At 31.5% G+C, this 21,589-nt stretch carries 20 protein-coding genes and 2 pseudogenes; 3 read left to right on the top strand and 19 right to left on the bottom strand.

The genetic code is table 11. From position 1 onward, the window contains the following. Positions 1–319 precede the first annotated feature (319 nt). The gene (locus ACW0JX_RS28100) at positions 320–805 is read left to right on the top strand and encodes a CPBP family intramembrane glutamic endopeptidase (RefSeq protein WP_078386182.1); all 486 of its coding nucleotides are present in this window, start codon (positions 320–322) and stop codon (positions 803–805) included. A gap of 50 nt (positions 806–855) precedes the next feature. After that, a pseudogene (locus ACW0JX_RS28095) lies at positions 856–1,299 on the top strand (transposase); the annotation flags it as partial. A gap of 123 nt (positions 1,300–1,422) precedes the next feature. Here the strand turns inward: ACW0JX_RS28095 and hepT are convergent. The 4 genes from hepT to ACW0JX_RS28075 all read right to left on the bottom strand — a co-directional run bounded on the left by hepT (position 1,423) and on the right by ACW0JX_RS28075 (position 4,807). Continuing rightward, positions 1,423–1,836: a type VII toxin-antitoxin system HepT family RNase toxin gene (hepT, locus tag ACW0JX_RS28090; RefSeq protein WP_000787540.1), complete on the bottom strand. Its 414-nt coding sequence runs from the start codon at positions 1,834–1,836 to the stop codon at positions 1,423–1,425. Beyond that, positions 1,826–2,233, bottom strand: coding sequence for a type VII toxin-antitoxin system MntA family adenylyltransferase antitoxin (gene mntA / locus ACW0JX_RS28085; RefSeq protein WP_000577226.1), 408 nt, complete (start codon positions 2,231–2,233; stop codon positions 1,826–1,828). Before mntA ends, hepT begins: the two co-directional genes overlap by 11 nt. A gap of 369 nt (positions 2,234–2,602) precedes the next feature. Continuing rightward, positions 2,603–2,950: a YxeA family protein gene (locus ACW0JX_RS28080; protein WP_000822915.1), complete on the bottom strand. Its 348-nt coding sequence runs from the start codon at positions 2,948–2,950 to the stop codon at positions 2,603–2,605. 210 nt (positions 2,951–3,160) lie between these two features. Then, complete coding sequence (locus ACW0JX_RS28075; protein WP_459245816.1) at positions 3,161–4,807, bottom strand: S8 family peptidase; 1,647 nt, start codon at positions 4,805–4,807, stop codon at positions 3,161–3,163. Positions 4,808–5,158: 351 nt separating this feature from the next. Between ACW0JX_RS28075 and ACW0JX_RS28070 the strand changes: the two genes are divergently transcribed. Beyond that, positions 5,159–5,626: an RsfA family transcriptional regulator gene (locus ACW0JX_RS28070; protein ID WP_459245815.1), complete on the top strand. Its 468-nt coding sequence runs from the start codon at positions 5,159–5,161 to the stop codon at positions 5,624–5,626. A gap of 168 nt (positions 5,627–5,794) precedes the next feature. Here ACW0JX_RS28070 and ACW0JX_RS28065 read toward each other — a convergent pair whose 3' ends face one another. From ACW0JX_RS28065 to ACW0JX_RS27995, 15 genes and pseudogenes are all read right to left on the bottom strand, one after another. Next, entirely contained in the window at positions 5,795–7,069 is a 1,275-nt protein-coding gene (locus ACW0JX_RS28065; protein ID WP_459245814.1) for an MDR family MFS transporter, read from the bottom strand. 107 nt (positions 7,070–7,176) lie between these two features. Further along, the gene (locus ACW0JX_RS28060; protein WP_459245813.1) at positions 7,177–8,550 is read right to left on the bottom strand and encodes a M28 family metallopeptidase; all 1,374 of its coding nucleotides are present in this window, start codon (positions 8,548–8,550) and stop codon (positions 7,177–7,179) included. A 132-nt stretch (positions 8,551–8,682) separates the two neighbouring features. Further along, on the bottom strand, positions 8,683–9,618 hold the full coding sequence (locus tag ACW0JX_RS28055; protein WP_459245968.1) for a TIM barrel protein: 936 nt from the start codon (positions 9,616–9,618) through the stop codon (positions 8,683–8,685). 11 nt (positions 9,619–9,629) lie between these two features. Beyond that, a complete protein-coding gene (locus ACW0JX_RS28050; protein WP_459245812.1) occupies positions 9,630–10,307 on the bottom strand; it encodes a PIG-L deacetylase family protein in 678 nt (225 codons plus the stop codon). A gap of 6 nt (positions 10,308–10,313) precedes the next feature. After that, a complete protein-coding gene (locus ACW0JX_RS28045) occupies positions 10,314–11,003 on the bottom strand; it encodes a WbqC family protein (protein ID WP_459245811.1) in 690 nt (229 codons plus the stop codon). A gap of 3 nt (positions 11,004–11,006) precedes the next feature. Continuing rightward, positions 11,007–11,888 carry a GNAT family N-acetyltransferase gene (locus tag ACW0JX_RS28040; protein WP_016513570.1) on the bottom strand — a complete coding sequence of 294 codons (882 nt, stop codon included), beginning with the start codon at positions 11,886–11,888 and terminating at the stop codon, positions 11,007–11,009. Positions 11,889–11,899: 11 nt separating this feature from the next. Next, positions 11,900–13,141 carry an aminotransferase class V-fold PLP-dependent enzyme gene (locus tag ACW0JX_RS28035; RefSeq protein ID WP_459245810.1) on the bottom strand — a complete coding sequence of 414 codons (1,242 nt, stop codon included), beginning with the start codon at positions 13,139–13,141 and terminating at the stop codon, positions 11,900–11,902. After that, positions 13,116–14,039: an NAD-dependent epimerase/dehydratase family protein gene (locus tag ACW0JX_RS28030; protein WP_000690428.1), complete on the bottom strand. Its 924-nt coding sequence runs from the start codon at positions 14,037–14,039 to the stop codon at positions 13,116–13,118. The genes ACW0JX_RS28035 and ACW0JX_RS28030 overlap by 26 nt, the downstream gene beginning before the upstream one ends. Positions 14,040–14,045: 6 nt before the next feature. After that, positions 14,046–15,203 (bottom strand): DegT/DnrJ/EryC1/StrS family aminotransferase, encoded by a 1,158-nt coding sequence (locus ACW0JX_RS28025; RefSeq protein ID WP_098255196.1) that lies wholly within the window; start codon positions 15,201–15,203, stop codon positions 14,046–14,048. An 8-nt stretch (positions 15,204–15,211) separates the two neighbouring features. After that, positions 15,212–16,540, bottom strand: a complete 1,329-nt coding sequence (locus tag ACW0JX_RS28020; RefSeq protein ID WP_459245809.1) for a nucleotide sugar dehydrogenase — start codon at positions 16,538–16,540, stop codon at positions 15,212–15,214. A 711-nt stretch (positions 16,541–17,251) separates the two neighbouring features. After that, positions 17,252–17,728 (bottom strand): GNAT family N-acetyltransferase, encoded by a 477-nt coding sequence (locus ACW0JX_RS28015; protein ID WP_016513574.1) that lies wholly within the window; start codon positions 17,726–17,728, stop codon positions 17,252–17,254. A 213-nt stretch (positions 17,729–17,941) separates the two neighbouring features. Beyond that, entirely contained in the window at positions 17,942–18,844 is a 903-nt protein-coding gene (locus ACW0JX_RS28010) for a hypothetical protein (protein WP_459245808.1), read from the bottom strand. Positions 18,845–19,270: 426 nt separating this feature from the next. Continuing rightward, positions 19,271–19,384: pseudogene (locus ACW0JX_RS28005) on the bottom strand (YxeA family protein); the annotation flags it as partial. Between the two features lie 233 nt (positions 19,385–19,617). Further along, positions 19,618–20,550, bottom strand: coding sequence for a transglycosylase SLT domain-containing protein (locus ACW0JX_RS28000; RefSeq protein WP_459245807.1), 933 nt, complete (start codon positions 20,548–20,550; stop codon positions 19,618–19,620). Between the two features lie 244 nt (positions 20,551–20,794). Beyond that, on the bottom strand, positions 20,795–21,301 hold the full coding sequence (locus tag ACW0JX_RS27995; protein WP_071731702.1) for a GNAT family N-acetyltransferase: 507 nt from the start codon (positions 21,299–21,301) through the stop codon (positions 20,795–20,797). Between the last annotated feature and the right edge of the window lie 288 nt (positions 21,302–21,589).

Raw genomic sequence — 21,589 nt, 5'->3', positions numbered from 1 at the left:
CTATATGCACTTAAATATTCATATAGTAAAATAAGTAGTACAAGTGTGTCCTATACAGCATATTTCCTTAACGGGCTTGATATTATATTCATCATAAAATTGGTGTGACCTTAATATCTCACTTAGCTCTTTAATATTTTGATATTAACAATATAGTGTTAATATATCCCTACTTTATCGCTACACCTACATATAAGCCAAGAATTCAATTACAGAACAGTTTTTATCAATAGTAGATGAAAACATGTCAAACAAAAAGAGACTCAATTATTTATTACTTTTCATATAGATGTAATAAAAGATTATAGGAGAAATATATATGCTAAAAAAAATAAATAGATTTATGTTTGCTTTGCCTACCATTTCTTTTGTTTTTCTTATTTTATTAGGATCATTTTTATTTGTAATACCATTAGATCTATTCTTACCTGAAATACAAAAGAACCCAATAACAGAAGCACCTCTTATTCTTCAAGTTTTATTAGGGGTATTAGCGGCACCTATATATGAAACAGTAGTTTTTCAAGTATTTTTATTTTGGCTATTAAGTTGGATTCCTTACATTAAAAATCGCGATTACCTTATCATTTTAATAGCTTCAATTATATTTGGATTAAATCATCAATACGGAATCACTTATATAGTTGGTACAACGATAATTGGTCTTTTATATAACTATGCTTATTGGGTATATAAAAAAAAGAATGAAAAATATCAGGTTACCATGTCTGCTTTTTGGGTTGTTTTTTTGATTCACTTATTACATAATTCTGTTGCTTTTATAGCTTCAAATTTATCATTTTAGCCAAGAAGACTCCTTCCTCAAGGAGCGTAAAGGGTCAAAAAGCCAATTAAATAAATGCATTTGCTTGTCCCATGGGATGTATTTTAGAGTATGCGACAACGGATCATAAAGGATATCATCAATATAAATCCAACCCAGAAGACTACGCTGTTTGTCCGCTACGTGAGGTATGTTTTTCAAAGAAACAAAAAGTTATCACTCATCATATATGGGAGAAATATAAGGATATCGCTAGAAAAAACAAACTAACAGTTACAGGGAAAAAGTTTTACAAAGTACGCTGTTCAACTATAGAGCGAAGCTTTGCGGACGCCAAAGAACTACATGGCTATCGATATGCTCGATTTCGGGGGCTGAAGTCTGTCCAAATGCAGGCTTATCTCACCGCAACTTATCAAAACATGAAAAAAATAGCCCTCCATCTGACCAAAAAAGGTCTGGTGGAGGGCTATTTTTTTGAAACTCTATTATTTTATGTTGTTTTTATTCACTAAAATCAAAAACAAACTCATCTTATGACCGCGTTTCTTCTTACGAAATTAAGTAATTGTTTCAATAGCTGGTTTTTTAGTCATAGAATTACTTTCTCTCTCAGCTTTATTATTCTGTTCTTTCGCCTAAAATTCCAATATCCCCATTACTTCCTTCGTAAATAGTTTGAAATCAGTTAAATGTTTTTCAATAATTTGACGAACAATATCTAAATTTACACTTTGATAATCATGAACAGCAATATTACGAAATCCAACCATCGCCTTTAACTTATTTGCTAGATCAGCGCTAAGTAATCCTGCTGTAACCAATAAATCAAAGGCCTCTCGACTAGATTGGGGTAATCCTAATTTTTTCCCTGCAACAATATGCATTGCTAAATCAATACTCGCTTCACAAGCTCTTTGTATATTCAATATTATTGAATCTTGTTTTGTAAAGTCCTCTAAATTTTCAGGGTCATTTCCATACACATCTTGGATTCTTTTTATACAACGCTCTATTGTAGAAATTTTATTTAAAATAACCTCATTCTTCATATATAGAACCTCTTTTCTTTATATCATCAAATACTACCTGTCGTTCTTCATTCAATTTTGAATACATTTTTAAGGTTTTCATTTCAAAAATAACCTTACGTTTTTCATCCGAACAAAATATTGTCTTACCTGTATGTATAATCTGAGCTTGAAAAACTGTAGAAGCTTCGGATAAATCAACTAAATCAACATCTCTATGAACAATGTTAGCTAACTCCTGTGCTAATAAAAAACGTTCATAGTTCCCTAATGTTGTGTCACTTACATAAGCTATATCAATATCACTATCTTCTCGTTCTCTGTTCTCAGCCGTTGATCCAAACACAATTATCCAATAGGGATTCACCGTCTCTTGTAATTTTTCTATAATAGCTGTTATCATGCTTTGAAAAATCATTTAATTAATCCCCCTTATTGTACTTGAATTTTATTATATCATAACCAATCATAAATCCTTTAAACGACTATAAATACGTAAACAAAATTAAACTTTTTTAGTACTTAACTCCTCACAAAATCAGAAGCTTATTTCTGACCTAAAATTATTATAGTTCAGGGGTAGATATATTGTAGCTTTGGATCTTAAATAATTGTTAATAATCCAACACTTGCCTGTTAAATACCTTTTATATTTTCTTCCTGCAAAAGCAAAAGACTGACAATAACTGTCAGCCTCTTACTTTAACAACTCTAAAGAACTTTAGCCTATTTCACAATATACATTCTAATAGTTTGAGGATATATTGCTCTAACAAAGCATTATATATTAATCCACCTTTACTTTTTCTTTTACCTTTGTAGGGAGTTCATCTTTTTTAACTTCTTCCCAAGATTTCACACCTTTTTTCTCAGAGTAATATATACGTAAAAACGCTTCTTTACGAAGATTTTTTAACGCTGTAAACTCCATTTCTTTCTCATTACCATCCTTATCAAATCCAGGTAATTTATATTCGTAAGTCGTATCCCCATTTACATTTTTCTCTTTTAATTTTTCACCATCCTTGGTAATTTGCACATAATATGTATCTGTACCAAGACGATTTAAATTACACCCGGATAACACCACAGTAAACATCACAAAAACGCTACACATAAGCACTATTCGTTTCATATTATTCACCTCATATCTTTTCTCACAAAAATTATATCCTAATCTATTGGCTGCCAAAATTCATTTCCATTACGCTAACATTACGTTTTTGTAAGGTAGTAAAAACAGCTTAAAATAAAAAGGATATAAATTCATATTTCTATTGAATTCATATCCTTTATTCTTATTGAGTAAACTATTTTGCCCCATGCTTAATAGGAGGTATTTCTATTATTCTGGGAAAATAAAGCTAGAGTCCTCTTCATTAACAGTATCTTCTTTCGGGAATGTAATAGTAGATCCTTCATTTCCCTTATTTCCTTTATTTATTTCTTGTTCCTCAGGAAATACAATGGAAGAATCATTACTTAAGTTTGGTGAAAAACCAAGTTTAGACAAAATGGCTTTTAAGTCAGGTAAAACACCAATTTTATCAGAAGTTGGATCATTAGATTTCGTTCCGGTGCTAGAATCACTTAAAATATCCCTAAGCTGTCTTGGTGTATATACTCTCCCCTGATTATTTTTTGCAATTCCTTGAATTGATGCTGCAGCACCAGCAATAATAGGCGATGCACTAGATGTTCCAGCAAAACTAGATGTATATAGATTTGTTATAAATTCACTTGGTTTAGCATCTGTAGTATCTACTGCATTCCCCCATCCATACACATCCACTCTACTACCGTAATTAGAGAAATATGAACGTTTATGAGGAACCCTTGCAGAAGCTGCCCCAACCATAATTGCCCCTGAATCTTTAAAATCAGGACTATTACGATTTAAAACTTGTTTACCATTACGGTCTCTAAATTGATCCAAGTCATTTCCACCATTTGCACCTGCTTCAATAATAATAATTCCCTTATTTGTTCCCATACGAATTGCATCAAATATGTCTGGTTTTACTTCCACTGGAAAATAGTTCTTATCTCCATATCCATCGTAAGTTGCTTGTGCCTCTAGTAAAAGAATATCTCCAGCTTGCATATTGTTAACCGCACTTAAAATAGCATCAGCTGTATTATAATTTCCGTTATCCCTAATCTGGGATACAACCTTTACCTTAGCCTTTGGTGCAATCCCAATTCCACCTATGTTATTATCCTCTGCAGAAACAATTCCTAAGACTGAGGTACCATGATCATGGTGTTCACTCTTATTCTGTCCGGACATCAATTCAATCTTTTGATTCACTAAATCTTCATGACTTAATAACCAACCATACTCCATATCTACGAAAGTAGTTCCTTTTCCGTCCCCACCTTTTATACTCCAGGCATAAGGTGCATTAATTCCTAATGGTGCTGGTTCAAGGTAACCTTGTCTTGTAAGTCTAGGCTCATCATATGGATTAACAGATAAATTTGGTAAACGCTCTTCAGGTGGCGTTTCTTCTTCCTGTAAATACGCCGTTTCAATAAGAGATGATTTCTCAAACTTTGCAAGTAAGGCTTGTACATCAATATCACCTTGGTTTTCTACAATATAATAGTTTAGCAAATTGGAAGAAATATGTTCGGAGTCGTTTATTTCTCTACCTAAATTTTTAATTTCTTTAGGATTTAAAGAACTAAAAAGTCGATTTATAGTTACATTTGGGTATTCGTTTAAAATTCCAATTAATTCAGGATCTTGTTTTTCTTCTTTAATGAATTTTTCTATTCCATCCTGATATGGCAAATTTTCCTCATTTTTAAATTTCAAAATTAATTGTTTCGTAACTTGCTTATGTACAGTAGAATTCAATTGCTTATTTGAATAATTGTAACTAGCTGCATAGGCAACTTCTGATTTATCACTTGGAAGTAGCCCACCCACCCCATTAAATGCTGTTAACGCAATTGAAGAAACTATAATTCCCTTAAAAATTTTCAAAATGTGCACCTCTTTTAATTTATATATGATTATAAAATGCTTTATATGGCCTTAATTCTTTTTATATAAGCTTCTTATATTTCCAGCTCCGTTCATTTTTTAATATTTGCTTAAACATCATTAATGCAACTACTTCATACCATCAAACCTATTCATTTAGCTGCATAACTGTAACCATTATAGTTACACCTATAGCGAATAGTCAATCTAATTTTTTATGCAATTTCGCATTTTAAAGAAAGAATGTCTAATTACATCCAATTAGTCTTAAATATTTTAATAGAAGTTAGGCTTCTATCATTATAGGTAATTGCATATATGTAATATAAAGCATGTAAAGGAGGTCAAAACGTGGTAATCTCAAGGCAAGATTCCTGGACTAACGATAACGATTCACTTCTCGCATCAACAGTACTCCAGAATATTCGTAACGGAGGAACACAGTTAGCTGCATTCAAAGAAGTAGCAAAACTACTAAATAGGACACCTGCAGCTTGTGGATTTCGTTGGAATTCATACGTGAGAAAACAATACCAAGAGGAAATACAACAAGCAAAACAAAATCGAAAAGGGGGAAACAATATTTCTCCCTCTCAACCAAAAAAAGAAACAAACTCTTTATCTATGACATTAGATGATATTATTCTCTTTCTACAAAATTATAAAAAAACAAATGAATTTACAAACTTACAAAACCAAATAAAAAACTTAGAAGCAGAAAACCAGTCCCTTTTACAAAGTGTAACTATGTACGAAGAAGAGTATCGTATGTTACTTAATCATATTGATAGGTCAAGAAGCTTAGTTGTAATTGATTAAAAGAAGTAGTAAATTACTTTTATATACTTAGGTCGTAACCTAAAAAATTTATATATGAGTTAATTTAAATACTAATAAATAAAGTACACGTTTACTAATAATAAACGTGTACTTTATTTAATTCTTAAAACATAAAATTTAATTTTCAATTTATTAACAATATTAAACTTAAGATGTTTGTTTTATAGGTATTTCTTTACTTCTATTCTCAATAAGTCTATCTAAAAGTAAGTAAACAAATCCAGAAATAATACAACCTACACCTAAGATTGTAAATAACATATGCCCTAAAAGCTGATCCAGTAATACACCGCCTAGAAGAGGTCCAAATACATTACCTGTAATCCATTGCAGATTAGCCGCTCCCATATAAGTTCCCCTCAAATGTTCTGGAGCTATATTAGCAACAAATGTCATTTGAACAGGTGACATAATCATTTCCCCTACTGTATAAACTGTATAAGCTATTAATAATGAGCTTAGGATAACTAAATCATTTGCGTCTATTACATGAAACCACTTTGGTAACCACCCTATTGCTAAAAGGCCAATGCCAAAAAGAATGGCACCATATAGCATTGATTTACCAATTGATTTGTGAGTTAACCACTTTGAAATTGGAAATTGAAAACATACAACCAATAAGCCATTTACAGTCATTAAATATGGAAATGGATTACTATTTCCAAAAATCATTGTATCCTCATTACTAAAATGAAGTGGTAACATACCTTCCGATTGTGAGAATCCCATAAATATAATGATTCCTGTCACTATATAGAATAGAAATATTCTATCTCTTATAACAACTCTTAACGTAAATCTTATTGACTGTTTATGTGCTTCCTCATGTATTATGATATTTTTAGGTTTTGTTTCCTTTAGAAACAATAACATTAATATTGTATAAAACAGCATGGTTCCAGAAGTAATCAAAAATATGACATCTTTTGATACAACCACAACTGCTGCACCAATGATAGGGCCTATCGCAGCTCCTATATTATGAGCCATCCTAAGTAATCCATATGCCTCAGTTCTTTTTTCGGGTTCTGTTACATCGGTAACCATTGCAGATGCCGCTGGTTCAAAGAAAGAATTACATAGCCCTAAACCAATAGATAAAATGGCATATGCTATAAAACCATCAATAAACAAAAAAACAAGCATTAGTAGCCCATTACTCGCCATTGAGAGCACCATAGTTGGTTTCCGACCATAAGTATCTGCTATATGCCCTCCAATTAATGAACCAATACTTGCTGCAATTGGAGATAAGGCTATAATTATACCTACCTCAAGTAGAGAATCCACTTTGTCCTTCAAATATAATGCAAAAAATGGCATTAACATCATCATTGCAATACCATTTAAAGCTTCCCCAATAAAGCGGATCCAGACATTAAGGTCCATCCCCCTTAATTCTTTCCATGTACTCCTCATATAGTTACCTCGCCTATGCTCAAAGTATATTTTTATCCCCAAAAAAGTTTTACTATATTATTATTAAAATCTAAATTTAGCCGGCTATGCTGAAACCTCCGAAAAACCTATCTTTTGGTAAAGTAATACAAACTTGTCCCTATAATTTCTAATGCCTCCTGCATACGTTGAGGAGAAATATTTTCTAAAACGGTATCTTGAGGTGTATGGAATACCTTTTCAACATGATAAATTAGAGGATTCCAGCTCTCTACATCCATCCAAATAAATAGTGCCGAGGAAATTCCAGCTTCGTTAAATGGTACATGATCACTAGAATCAAACTTTCCAGTTAATACAACCGATTTCCCTAATGCTTTACTAGTAGCTACCGCAGTATTTGTTACTTCATTTTGAGAACCATCTAGTGTCATTGCATATAAATCCTTAGCCTGGTGATAACTAGTCGCTATCATATCTGCATTAAAAACCCCTAGAATATGTTTCTTATCTGTTGTAGATAACTGATTAATATAATGGTAAGCACCTAAAGATTCATTTTCTTCTGCTCCAAAGGCTATAAATTGAATTTCTTTATTAATCTCTATATCTTTAAAATTGTATGCTAACTCTAATAAAAGTCCTACGCCGGAAGCATTGTCATTTGCTCCAGGTGCTCCGATAACACTATCATAATGAGCACTCATTATTGCTACATCCTCTTTATCTGTCTTGTATTTGGGCTTTTTTTTCGCAATAACATTTAATGAACTCAAATTCATTTCGTGTTTTGCCTTTAAACTAACTATATTTTTATTATGCACTATCTTATCTTTCATTCTTATTCCCTGATTATAAGCAAGCCCAAATACAGGTATTTCTTGTTTCTTTTTTAGAACTGGGTTAAAGGCTTCTCCATAGTTGCCTCTATCCCCAATCGTACTATATAACAATACAGCTTTTGCTCCCTTTTCTGCTGCATACTCAACTTGTTCATTATATTTCTCATACGTATCAGCTTGTTCCAATAATACTATTTTCCCATGAATTGGTTCAGGTGAATTTTTAATATCATTCTCTTTTCCTATAGAAACTACCTGCCCCACGACAGGATCTTTAGGTATAGATGCATTAGATGCTGCTCCAACTTGCCATTCTTTTTCCCCATACATACTAAAAGAGATACTTCCAATATATTGATCTGGTACAGGAAATGCCTGATACTCCACTTCATACCCTAATTTTTTCAATGTATCTCCAATGTATGTAGCTGCTTTATGTTCTTCCTTAGTCCCACTTGGACGTGGACCAATTTTCTCAGACAGAAAACGTGTATGTTCAATAGCTCGACTAGCACGAACTTTATCTGCCATGAGAGAACTTTGGTCGTTCTTATTCATAGCATGTACTGGTATTACATCCCCAGATAAATTACTAAAAAGGAAAAGCAATACAACCCCAAAAGTTACAATAGACTTCTTTGTCAGAATTAGTTTCTTCATTTGTCCTCCCTATAATTAAAAAAGATTAATAGTAAAACCTTCCCTCCTAACACACTTACTTAGAAGAAAAGGTTCATTAAAATAATCTCTAACTCAAATTGCATGTAAAAATAAATAAACTGATATTGCTTTTTATATCTCCAAAAAATTTATTTTTGTTTGCATACCAGCAATATTCTTTTGAAACCAATTAAGAGTCTCCCATGACCTCTTTCTATTCGTATAATCAGTTTCCTGAACCTCAAATACAATTCCTATGTTTTTATCCAAGGTATTGTTCTTCACTTTTAATAAAGTTTCATGTAATAAATTTTCATCAATAGATCCATTAACCGGATTCTCTCCCTCAAAGCAACGTACCTCACTATAAGGAATCGTTAAATGCTTAAAAGAACTAAAATGAAAATGTTTAATATGATCCATTAAGCTTAAATACTTATGAAAATCCTTATATTCAATTTCCTCTTGCCTTAATAATTTAGAAATACCTAAACGTGTAAGATAGGTTATAGACCAATGACATATATCCCATGTTATTCCAACGTTAGATAACTCCAAATCAACCAAATCAGTAAAATCTTCGGGATATATAAATATAGGATCAAAATCATCGCCCAAGTTTCCAATAATGGGTAGGTTTTCAACGCCAATCCATATATCAGTTCCTTTTATTTCTTCATCTAGCATGTTAAAGAACTCTATAATCCTTTTTCTATTATCAAGAAGATTATAGCTCTGAAATTCCGCGACATTCATGAATTGATTAGCATGCACCGTTATACCAGATGCATTATACTTTATAGCAAGGTCAATAAATTCATATAGTTGCTTTTTAATAAATTCATCATTGAGATAGTCTGCATTATCAGTAGGAAAATGCAGCGTTAACAAGGATGGATTAAGGGTTTGAACAAAAGAAAGGACCTCTGAAAACCTTTTTGTATATGAGTTATCAAATAAAGATTTTCCATCAAAAATATTTGCTTCTAATCCATAGCCTTTTTCAACCCATTTTAAGTCAATCTGTTTACTATCTAAACCAAAGAACGGAACCTGTGGTATTAACATATTCTCTTCACCTACCATGTCCCCCTTACTAACATAAATGCCTCAGCTGCCTGGTATCCAGATTTGGCACCCCATACCATTGCGTTATGTCTCATTGCTTCTATAGAGCGTGGATGAGGAAATTCCCTTAACTCAGATTCATAATGTCTCATCGCACTTAATTTCTCCTCCAAATAATCTTCAATATTCACAAAATAATTAGGAAGAAACTTATCTTTTTCATTATAATTCCACTCTGTAGAAGATAAAGTTTCATATGCAAATACCCATTTGATATTAGTATCTGGCAGAGGGCGTGTCGCTGTCATTACTGCTCTGTAAACAACAGTATGATCAATATTTATATCTCCACCATATTGAGTATAAATAATTGTAGGATTTATTTTTTCAATGTGATTTTCAATCTCTTTCACAACATCAAGTAAGGGTAATGTATCAAGACGATTATCAGGGAAATCTAGTCTTGCAAAACTCTTTACACCAAGCGTAGTACATGCCCCCTCTGTTTCTTTATAAGATAAGTTCTTAACCTCTAAATCTAGCTCTTTATATTCTTTAGCTCTAGAAGATTTTCCCTCTGCAAGTATTACAACATGTACATCATCACCTTGTTTCACGTGTTTCGCTATTGTTCCACCAACACCAATTATTTCATCATCCGGATGAGCGGCAAATACAAGTACATTCATAGAATTTTAGACTCCTTTAATTAATTTTTCTGTTTCCTTTGGCCCACAATTTAGTAAAATATCTAAAATAGACAAATGTGGTATAAATTCCCCAAATAATTGCTTGTAGGAATAATCTCTTATTCTTTGGTAGATAATTTCTATATTCTCATTCTCAAAGTCATTTTCGTTTAAATAATCTTGCCCTAAACTTCCAGAATAATAAGTACTGGCATTAAATTTCTGACACAATTCTAATACAAAATCACTTTTCTTACCTGTAATCCCTTCTAGATCTGATACATAATATAGCTCCGTATCAATGTTTAATTCACGGATAATAAAATGAATAAAATTCATGTTCATTTCATTTAAATTAATCCAATCTTCTGAATAAAAACCTTCTAAATAATCCTTATATACATTAAAATAAGGTGCATTAGAATAATTAATTCTTATCGTTTTCCAATGCTTCCGTTCCCAATCTTGAGTATTGTCTATCTTTAACTCATTAAATGGAATTTCTTTATAATTTTTCGTTTGTATTGGAACCGTTAGCCAAGACGCTCCTTGTGAAGTCTTAATACGATTCCTATTTAAAAAACCTTTTTTTTCAAATTGTGCTATATCATGAAATACAAACACATCTGATTTATGAATTTTTTCAAAAAAACCATACCAAGGTAAATAACTTGGTTGGTGGCCACTAATAATCATAGTTTAAATCCTTTCTTTTAAACAAAAACATTTTTTCAAAGCTGCCCCCCAGTATATCTTAGGTCTAGCAATCCCTTTATTATGTGAATATCCTAAATCCGCATACTTTAATTTATTATGAATTGCTAATTCAAACGCATCATTTAGTAGTAAATATGAAGATTGCGAATTTTTTCCTTTGGTATTATTAATATTAATCCAGTAATATAAAACCTGTTTATCCATTATAAAAAGGCTGGAACTAATTAGTTCTTCTTCTAAGAATGCCCCTAAAAAAAGGATTTTTTCTTGTAAATTAAGAACTAAATGATAAAAAAACTCTCTACTAAATGAATAACTCGCTCCTATACTGTTATTATGTTCTTGATATAATTGGTAAAACTCATCTAATTCCGCTACAGTTATAGGACGAATTTCAACATTCTGTTTACGTGCATACCTAACACTTGTCCTAGCTTTCCCAGAACACGATGTCCATAAATCCTCAAACTTATTTGGTAGATCTAACATATAAGTTTCTTTATAATCCCACTTTTCCTTACTATAACTTTGAAAAGGATTTATCGTTATAGGTAATAAAAGCTTTTGAATTTTATTTTCAAACTTCTTATTTATTATGGATTCATAAACTGAAAAATCTAATTTATCTTGGCCAATTATTATTGGGCCACCATAACCAATTAAACTTCCCAATAGCCTACCATCTTGTACATACATAGGAGATAAAACTACTGTATCTCGTGTTTCTATTAGTACTGGGAAAAATTGAACACCAGGTAATAATTCCATTAACTTTCCCCATTCGAAACTATGAAATACAGAACCATTGTATTCTTCCATACAAGCATCCCAGTATTGGGCGTCAGTACATATTTCGATTTCCATATAATCACCTTTTAATTCTTATTCTCTAAATATTTTAGAATTTGACTACATATATACTTAAGGTCCTTGTCTACTAAAGGATATTTAAAAGGTATTGATAATACCCTTGGCCATAAAAAATCTATATTTTCTGACTTGGTTGCGTACTTCGAAAAAATAGGAATTTCACTCAGAGGTAAATAGTTCCAACAAGTTTGTATACCTTTTTCCGCTAAATGTACAGAACACTCATACCTATCAGATGGTTCTTTGAATATAATGGTAAAATAGTTTAAATAAACGTTCTGAGTTGAAAATATAATCTTAACGCCATACTTTTCTTCAATTTCCTGCAGCATTGTATAACACAGACTAGCGTTACATATATTCATTTCTAAAATCTTCTTTGTTTTCTGTAGGTGTTTATCAATTAACAATGAACGTACTATAGACATTCTTTTTGGGTTTATAACTTCCGTTTTCTCCGGTAAAGAATCTAATTTACTATTATTATAGGAGGGCAGAATCTCTAATTTCCTCCAATAATTAGTAAATAAGCTCAGTACTCTACTCTTTTTTATTCTTATACCTAATTGTGTTTTTAAATGATTCTTATAATCTAAAATCACTTCTTCCTTCTTTTCTTCATCCATGTCACACAATTCACTTATTGTACGATTAAGAAGTAACGCTCCTCCCCCAATACTTGGGATTGGTTTCGTTTCCCCAAAACTTAAAATACCAATGTCGCCTAAACTACCAACTGGCTTTCCATTTTGATAAGAAAACATTGCTTGTGCAGCATCATCGATGATATAAATATTATTTTCTCTAGCCCAGTCAATAATTTCTAAATCATCATGACATCCATACAAGTGCGTAAGAATAATTGCCTTTGTATTAGCATTCAAATGTTTTTTTATTTTATTAAGTGAAATTGAATGATTAGTGTTTAAATCAATTAATACAGGTTTTGCTCCCACCGTTAATATTGCTTCTATCACATTAGGACAATTAAAGTTTGATAGAATCACTTCATCTCCCTTTGCTACTTTTAAGTACTTTAAACCAACCACTAATGCAGATGTACCGCTATTAGTTAATACAATTTCTGCATCCGGATAAAGAGCTTGAAGACTTTTTTTAAGTTTAGAATCATTAGGTCTATATACACTTTTCAAAAAAAGTACATGATCAGATATACTCCAAAGAGAAGAATATATGGGATACTTAATTTTCTTTGGATTCTTAGGATATAGATACTGTGTTTCCATACTTCTCCCCTATTATTATCTCTAGTCCTTTATCTAATGAAATAATTGGTTGATAGTTTAAAAATAATTTAGCTTTCTCTATTGAAGGGATTCTTCTAAAGATTTCAATGCTAGAATTTCTGACTCCCTCTTCACCTAAATCAAGAAATTTAATTTTACTTTTATTTCCCATTAATTCATTAATTTTTATTGCTAGTTCTTCCATAGATATAGGTTTGTTATTGCCAACATTAAAATCTGCAAATTTCTCTCCTTCATATTCAAAGGCTAGTATAGTTCCGTTAACAATATCACTTATATAACTAAAACATCTAATTTGCTGTCCATCTCCATAAATAGTAATATCTTCACCACTATGAGCTTGTTTTAAAAACTTAGAAATTACAAAGTTATCATTTTGTTGTGAACCGTATACATTAAAATAACGTACCACTCTGACTTTCAAACTATCACTAGCATATTCTTTCAAATAATCTTCGGACATTAATTTAGCTTTTCCATAAGCTGATTTTGGAATTTTAATATCATTTTCTTTAAACGGAACACTCACGCCATCCCCATATACCTCTGAACTGGAAGAAAACAATAATTTTTCTATACCATTTTCGTTACAAATCTGTACAATATTTTTCGTGCCTTCAAAGTTCACCCTCACTACATCTTCTTCATTTAAACGGCAATTATCAACACCCACTAATGCAGCTAAATGGATTACCCCATCGACATTAATAAGATTTTCTCTTAATGTTGCAATATCTAAAATATCAATTTCCTTAAAAGGAACATCAATACTCGGTTTAAATTTATCAAATATAACTACTTCATACCCCCTTGCTAATAACTCCTTTGTAACATGCTTACCAATAAATCCGCTGCCACCAATAACCCCGATTTTCATAAATATTTACCTCCCTATTTTTAATTGATATAGACTTTTTAAAGACGTTATAATATGTTCAACTTCATTGTCTGTAAGAGCACTATACAGAGGTAATGAAATAATTTGATTAAATATTTCTTCCGTTTTAGGTAAATATACGTTAAATCTCTCTTCATAATACGGATGCATATGAACAGGAATAAAGTGAACACTAAGTCCAATATTTCTCTTTTTCATTTCCTGAATTACCTGATCTCTACTAACAGGGGAATTAGAATTAATTTTTATAACAAATAAATGCCATGCGTGTTTTACACTTGGATCGTTAGTATAATTAGGTAACGTTATATACTCTTGAACCTCCTTTAATTCCTCTTGGTACCTTTCAGCTATTCTCTTGCGTTTTTCAATCATTTCATCAGCTCTTTTTAACTGACTAATACCCAAACTAGCTTGTAGATCCATCATGTTATATTTAAACCCAGGTAATAGAACATCATAACGCCAGCTTCCTTCTTCACCATAACGATTCCATGCATTTTTCGTGATACCATGCCAACCATATAATCTAGCTTTTTCAGCAATCGATTCATTTTTAGTGACTAACGCTCCGCCTTCACCTGTTGTTATATTTTTTGTTGCATAAAAACTAAAACAAATGACATCTCCATGTGTACCAATTAAAGTATTATCATATTTTGTTCCTAATGCATGCGCTGCATCCTCTATCAAAAACAATCCGTATTCTTTACATAATTTTTGAAGTTCTTTTAATTTAGCCGGGTATCCAGCAAAGTGAACTGCAATAATTGCTTTCGTTTTTTTAGTGATTTTTCTTTTAACATCTTGAAGATCAAGACATAAATCCTCTTCATCTATGTCTACAAATACAGGTTTTGCACCTACATGCATAATAACGTTTACACTTGAACAAAAAGTAAAACTTGGAACTATTACTTCGTCTTCTAATCCAACTCCCAGAGACAGTAATGCTAAATGTAATGCGGCAGTCCCTGAATTACAACTTACTACATGTTCAGTATTCAGATATTCTTTTAAATTCTCTTCAAACTCTATCACTTTTGGCCCCTTTGAAAGCCATCCAGATTTAAGAGCAGAAACTACCCTATCTATATCTTCATCATTGATTTCTGGTCGATAAAAAGGAATAAACTCTACCATGTAATCACCTACAAACTTATAATATTTTTTTTATATACTGATTCATCTTTAAATATGTTTCTTGTGTCTAAAATTAAACAATTTACCTCATTAAGCAATTTAAAATTAATGCAATCATGATCTGTATGAACAATAATTAAAGTGTATTTGTCTAATTGACTTATGTTTAAATCTATAGATTTTTTCAATGTGTTATCGCCCACAATGAGTTCCTCTATAAACGGATCGTAATAATCCACGTTATAGTCTTCTATCATTAAATCATTCATAATATCCAAAGCTGGCGATTCCCTAGCATCATTAACATTCTTTTTATATGCTACCCCAACCATAAGAATATTCTTACCATCTTTATCATGTAGTAACTGTAGTGCTCTATTAAGAACATACTTAGGCATGTTTTCATTAATTTCTCTTGCCACATCAATCATTTTTGTTGCTAAGTCCTTATTATTTGCAATCCACTTAAAATAAATAGGATCAATCGGAATACAGTGTCCTCCTACGCCAGGACCAGGATAGAATTTTTGAAATCCAAATGGCTTAGTTCCTGAGGCATCAATTACTTCCCAAATATTTATATTTAACTCATTACAAATTTGTGTCATTTCATTAATAAAAGCGATATTTATAAAACGATACGTATTTTCTAATAACTTAGCTGTCTCTGCTACTTCTGGACTGCTTACCTTATGAATATCCTTAATTAAGTTACTATAGAAAGCTGCTGCACAATCGGTACAATTAGATGTAACTCCACCTACGATTTTTATAATATCTTGAATTGAAAACGATTGATTTGCAGGATCGATTCGCTCTGGAGAGTATGCTACAAATATATCTACACCAATTTTAAAATTAGTTTTCTGTTCTAATTTGTATAAAACTTCTTCTCTTGTAGTACCTGGATAAGTAGTACTTTCTAAGATAATTAATGTACCTTTTTTAATGTATTTAACTATTTCATCAACTGCTGAATGAATATATGTTAAATCTGGTTGTTTACTAGTTTTTTCTAATGGTGTAGGAACACATATAACTACAACATCACATTCGTTTATATAATTCATTTCTGTACTAACAAAAAATCTATTTGTATGTAAAGCATCTTGGATTTCAGTACCTTGAATATCACTGATATAACTTATTCCACGTTCTAGTTTTCTTATTTTTACTGAGTTTTTATCAAAACCTCTTACCGCATAACCTACTTCTAAACATTTAAGAGCCGATGGTAGTCCAACATAACCTAGGCCTACATATCCAATACACGCATTTTTATTTGCAATTTTTTCAACTAATAAACTTTTAGTTTCATTATTTAATACTGTGACCATTACTTATCACTTCCCCAAAAGATTTGATATGAAAATGCTTACTAGCAAATAATAACTGTGCGTTCTAAAATTCCATTGATGCATATAAAATACTGAATTAGCAAACAAACTACATTTTTGGCACTATCAATCCTCCTAATTTAATAAACATCTAAATTTGTAGAAATTCATGCGAAATATCAAGGTGTAATTTATATCTATAATATTCACACGTTATTTTTTGGGATTCAATTGATATTTTTCTATTTTTTTACTTTCTCAATATATAATAATATTTATAATTCAGAAAATTCTTTTTTTAAAAACCAAATATTTTTATATCATTAAAACAATATAATAGTTGTTATATCTACATTTAGTACGATTTTCATCCTTGAATAAATAAAAAAATCACGCCAATAATTATCCAATAAGTCCCATCAGTTGGTTGTTTAAATGAACATTTACCATAACTAAAATGGATGAATTTTATATTTTTACTTTTTATTAAAATTAATGGAAAAAAATCTATCTGAATAATAAAAAACAATTTGAGATATATTCAAATTGTTGACATAACAGATGAATTTATTAATACTTGTTGATTTTGTAATAATTCTCAAATACATATACTCCCTAATGCTACCCACAACACATAATGACGCATTACATCAAAAAAATCGCAACCCTCCACATTTAATGGATGTTGCGATTTTTATGTAAAAATAATTTTTATAAATTTTGCGTTAACCTAATCATATCCATACATTGAATACCATTTTCATATATTTCTTCATTATAATTTCGTAAGAAAAAATCCTTATCCACACTAGTTATTCTAAAACCACATTTTTGATAAAGGCCTAATTGCATTAAACTAGAATTTCCTGTGCCTATTTCTATAGTTTTATATTTTTCTTTTTTAGCATAATCTATAGCAAATTTAAGTAGGTATTTCCCATATCCTTTTCCTTGCTCTTTTTCAGAAACTGCTATATTTATAATCTCAATTGTTTCAGTTCGGGTAGGAATTAAAATCATAATACCTACAGTAACAGCATCTTTTTTTAAAACAAAACAATCTCCCTTTTTAAGATACCCATTAACTACTTCTGTTGAGGGATCGGCTAGCAATAATAACTCCATTTCTTCCATGTTAATACTTGTACTTTTTTCTATATTAATTCCATCCCCATTATTTAATTCCATTTCTAACATCCTCCCAATTAATATTTTCAATTAATATCTTAAATGAATTCCTTCTTATAAGACAATATCAACAACAATATTAACATTTTATAATAGACAGAGTAATGAGAAATCCTTTTGAATTTTATAGAATGAATCTAATAAAATATGATAAAAACTATAAATTTCCCACTTTAAATTCGCTTAATCCTTATAATAGGTATATATGTTATTTTATTTCTGTTTTTTCATCTCTTCCATTTCTTCTTGCCATGTAGCACCAAAACCACCTGATGGCGTATTCCAACGGTCTTCTTGTCGTTTAATGCGTTCCATGTCTGCATCACTCGGCTTAAATTCTTCTACTTCCTTACGTTGCTGTTCCTTATTATGATGTTGTTTAACTTCGTTATTATTAGGTTTATGATTCGTAGTAACTTCCTCGGGATTTTTATTTGCCTTTACACCTGCTGTACTAGATGCAGGTTTATCGTTGGATTCAACATTCTTGCCTTCGTTCCTTTGAGACGTGTGATTGTTTGACTTACTCTCACTAGATTGTACTCCTACGTTTTTTTCTTCCTCCCAACGATTATTTTTTACATCCCATCCAACAGGAATGACTGAATACATTTCCTTATCTTGACCAACATATTCCGCACCAAATAAATTACCATCCTTAAATTGAACTTGTATCACCGCTTCTGGTGCCTCATAAGTATATTCAATTAATTCAGTATCAAATTTCTTAGTTTTAATTGCACTTGTCGCATTACGGTGTAAGGCCTTAGCTACTTCTTCATATGACATACCATGTTCAAGTGTTTCAAAGTAATCAACAGGCATTGTAGAATTACTTTCATCTGATGAAAACTGATACTGCACAATATCAACTTTATCCTCATTTTTTTCCGTATCAACCGCTTTGTTTTCGTTATCCCTTGGCACATTATCATCCAACTTTTCCGCGTCCTTTAATTCATCACGCTTTGTTTCATCTACCTTCTTATCGGCTTGCGCATCCTTCTTCACTTCCTGCTCACTCTTAGGCGTGTCTTTCTTGGTAGAGGCGTTCTCCTGACCACACCCCACTAATAAACTTGACAACAATAATCCTGCTACTAGATACTTTTTCATGTTCATTCTCCCTGTTTGCGCTATATTTATACAATAACATTAGCGTATTTACCTTATATTACCTTATTACCCTTCGTAATATTATAACAATATATTAAAATATAAAACGATTTAATTCTCTATTATGCTATCTATTACGAGACATCTTACGAATTTAATTCTCTCAATCACGCTACGGCTTTCTAACACTTCTTTTGCACACTTTCTTCTTCCCCCAAGATGCACCTCTAATGGAAACAAATGATCAAAATTTCGATAACCTGGTATGTATAGGTACTTATATAAATCAATAATTGATACGTTCACTGTATCGATCAGTCTGGCATTCCAATTAACCTCAATATTCACCCTAACATGCGTTTATCATTGTAAATAAAAAAACAGCGAATCCTCCATGTAAGAGAATCCGCCATCATAAGTAACTAATTATTTCATATCTATTCTTTCTTTTACTTTCGCTGGGAGCTCGTCTCTCTTCACTTCCTCCCAACCAAACTTTCCTAAGTAATATACACGCAGGGGTGCTTCTTTACGAAAATTCAAGTTGTACCGCTTGTATCATTTCACTGTTTACAAAATACAGTTAGGAACAAAATGCTTCCACTTGAACAACCATTTTGTTCCATGTCGGTTACAATCCTTTGTAGAGTATCAGTATCGGTATGTTCAAGTTTAATATTTTTTTGTACCAGAACCCACAATTATATTTGGTTCAACCGTTCCCATCACTACCATATCTTTATCAGTGATTATCTTCACCGTTTGATTTTAAATTATAATTTTTTCATAATATATGCAGAAGAAATATAACCTACTAGTTTTTGATCTGCAGTTTTAACTGGATACCATACAAACTGATTGCTACTATCTACAGATTCATCATATGCAGCGTTTCCTTGAATAATCAAGTTGGTATTTTTACTTAACGGTTTCCCACTTGAAGCGGAAGTAGGTTTAGATCTTAAATTTACGCCATCTCTTGTTACAAGTACTTGATCACCTGTTTTTAGGTGATAGATAGAAGAATGTAGATTTGTTAGTGTGTACTCCTTCTTTTTAAATATAATATTTGTGCTCGTGTTAGGATCATATTCGAAATCAGCTGTACTGAAAGGAAACTGACCCAATTTTGTATCATTTAAAAAACTGTATTGTTCTAGAATAGAAAATACTTTTTCCTGATAAGCGTTTAAATTTTTTTGACCAGTAGCTTTATACAAAGGACTGTTTGCAGGTTTTGTTCCATTATAAGCCATAACGGAGAAGTACCAGTTTTCGATTACTTCTGGTCCAGCAGCTTTTACCTTAGGAAGATCTGTTCGCTGATACATACTATGAAGAACTTTAACACCTGCTTCAATATTATAATTAATATCATATTTTAACTTTTGTTGATCGAACTGAGGTTGATTGGTAATTTGCATAATCCCAATTCCACCGTCTTGCGCTATTATTGGCTGGCCGTTTCCATCAAATTGTTTCCATCCACTTTCTTGTGTAGCTACTGCTTTTATAACTTCAGGAGGAACATTTTCTTTTAATGCTGCGTTCGTTAGTAGGCAATTTATGTGCTGACGAGAGGGATTTTGGTTTGGCTTAATTTCACCAAATGGCTCACACGTAGATGCAGCAGAGACATCTTCATAGAACCAACAAAATATCATGAAGCAAGACAATATCCCTACTCTTAGTAATTGTACTTTCATTCTAGTATTCTCCAATCTATTTAATAATTTATACTTATACACATTTTACCATAATATATTTCTAATATTCTATATTTTAAGAATGCATAAGGGTAATCACGAGAGTGGTAATGGGACACCATGGTCTTGCATGTCAGCCATAGCAGAAATGGACTTCGCCTTTGGTAACAAGAATCCTACTAATGTTAGTCAACTTGCCTCTTTAGAGATAGGAGCTTCAATTTAAATAATGCGTTCTAAAACACTACTCTTCTTCTAAAATAGCGTAATAATATTCATCCCACCATTCATTCCCATGTGGTATACACTTCCTGAAATAGCCTTCTCTTCTCATTCCAATCTTCTCCATCACTCGATATGATGGTATATTCTGTGGCTGACATGTAGCTATAATTCTATGTAACTTCAATTCCTTAAACCCATATTCCAATGTAGCTTGTGCTGCTTCAGAAGCATATCCTTTATTGAAATATTTAGGATTGAACACCCAACCAATCTCATATGTATGCTCACCAAAATATTTATGAAAAACAATATGACCAATTAGGATATTTTCATCTATTAATACCACAGGAAAGTTCTTAGCGCTTTTACCAATGTTTTCATTCACAAAGTTCCTTGTATCTTCTTCAGTAAAAACCCCTTCAGGTATGTATTTCATAACATTGATATCTGATGTATACTCATGAACAACTTGCCAATCTTTGAACTCAAATTTTCGTATTAATAATCTTTCTGTTTTTATAAACATTTACTTTTCCCCCTCAAAAAATTGCAACTATATTTAAAATCCACTTTTAACCCTTAAAACAAAAAGAACTTGTAGGAATCTCCACAAGTTCTTTTTGTTTTAAGGTGAATATACGGGCCAAACAAACTATCTTACAGCTTGACTGTAGAAGCTTTAGGGGTAATACTTTGATAAATATATTATATAACAAATATTAACATCTATGGGATTTATTTTTGAAAATTATGTGAATTAAGAAAAGAAGTAGTTTTTTCTTAGATATTATTGTTAATAACTGAGTATCACTAT

The organism is Bacillus sp. C-3-6, from assembly GCF_054509685.1.
The sequence above is the reverse complement of the archived record's forward strand: the minus strand, read 5'-3'. Positions and strand labels throughout refer to the sequence as shown.

Excerpts from the sequence above, each read along its gene's own strand:
- ACW0JX_RS28060 (WP_459245813.1), bottom strand. The coding sequence starts at position 8,550 with ATGAAGAAACTAATTCTGACAAAGAAGTCTATTGTAACTTTTGGGGTT.
- ACW0JX_RS28065 (WP_459245814.1), bottom strand. The coding sequence starts at position 7,069 with ATGAGGAGTACATGGAAAGAATTAAGGGGGATGGACCTTAATGTCTGG.
- ACW0JX_RS28040 (WP_016513570.1), bottom strand. The coding sequence starts at position 11,888 with ATGGAAATCGAAATATGTACTGACGCCCAATACTGGGATGCTTGTATG.
- ACW0JX_RS28050 (WP_459245812.1), bottom strand. The coding sequence starts at position 10,307 with ATGAATGTACTTGTATTTGCCGCTCATCCGGATGATGAAATAATTGGT.
- mntA (WP_000577226.1), bottom strand. The coding sequence starts at position 2,233 with ATGATTTTTCAAAGCATGATAACAGCTATTATAGAAAAATTACAAGAG.
- ACW0JX_RS28020 (WP_459245809.1), bottom strand. The coding sequence starts at position 16,540 with ATGGTCACAGTATTAAATAATGAAACTAAAAGTTTATTAGTTGAAAAA.
- ACW0JX_RS28015 (WP_016513574.1), bottom strand. The coding sequence starts at position 17,728 with ATGGAATTAAATAATGGGGATGGAATTAATATAGAAAAAAGTACAAGT.
- ACW0JX_RS28035 (WP_459245810.1), bottom strand. The coding sequence starts at position 13,141 with ATGGAAACACAGTATCTATATCCTAAGAATCCAAAGAAAATTAAGTAT.
- ACW0JX_RS28010 (WP_459245808.1), bottom strand. The coding sequence starts at position 18,844 with ATGAAAAAGTATCTAGTAGCAGGATTATTGTTGTCAAGTTTATTAGTG.
- hepT (WP_000787540.1), bottom strand. The coding sequence starts at position 1,836 with ATGAAGAATGAGGTTATTTTAAATAAAATTTCTACAATAGAGCGTTGT.
- ACW0JX_RS28045 (WP_459245811.1), bottom strand. The coding sequence starts at position 11,003 with ATGATTATTAGTGGCCACCAACCAAGTTATTTACCTTGGTATGGTTTT.
- ACW0JX_RS28000 (WP_459245807.1), bottom strand. The coding sequence starts at position 20,550 with ATGAAAGTACAATTACTAAGAGTAGGGATATTGTCTTGCTTCATGATA.
- ACW0JX_RS28055 (WP_459245968.1), bottom strand. The coding sequence starts at position 9,618 with ATGTTAATACCACAGGTTCCGTTCTTTGGTTTAGATAGTAAACAGATT.
- ACW0JX_RS28025 (WP_098255196.1), bottom strand. The coding sequence starts at position 15,203 with ATGGTAGAGTTTATTCCTTTTTATCGACCAGAAATCAATGATGAAGAT.
- ACW0JX_RS28030 (WP_000690428.1), bottom strand. The coding sequence starts at position 14,039 with ATGAAAATCGGGGTTATTGGTGGCAGCGGATTTATTGGTAAGCATGTT.
- ACW0JX_RS28100 (WP_078386182.1), top strand. The coding sequence starts at position 320 with ATGCTAAAAAAAATAAATAGATTTATGTTTGCTTTGCCTACCATTTCT.
- ACW0JX_RS27995 (WP_071731702.1), bottom strand. The coding sequence starts at position 21,301 with ATGTTTATAAAAACAGAAAGATTATTAATACGAAAATTTGAGTTCAAA.
- ACW0JX_RS28080 (WP_000822915.1), bottom strand. The coding sequence starts at position 2,950 with ATGAAACGAATAGTGCTTATGTGTAGCGTTTTTGTGATGTTTACTGTG.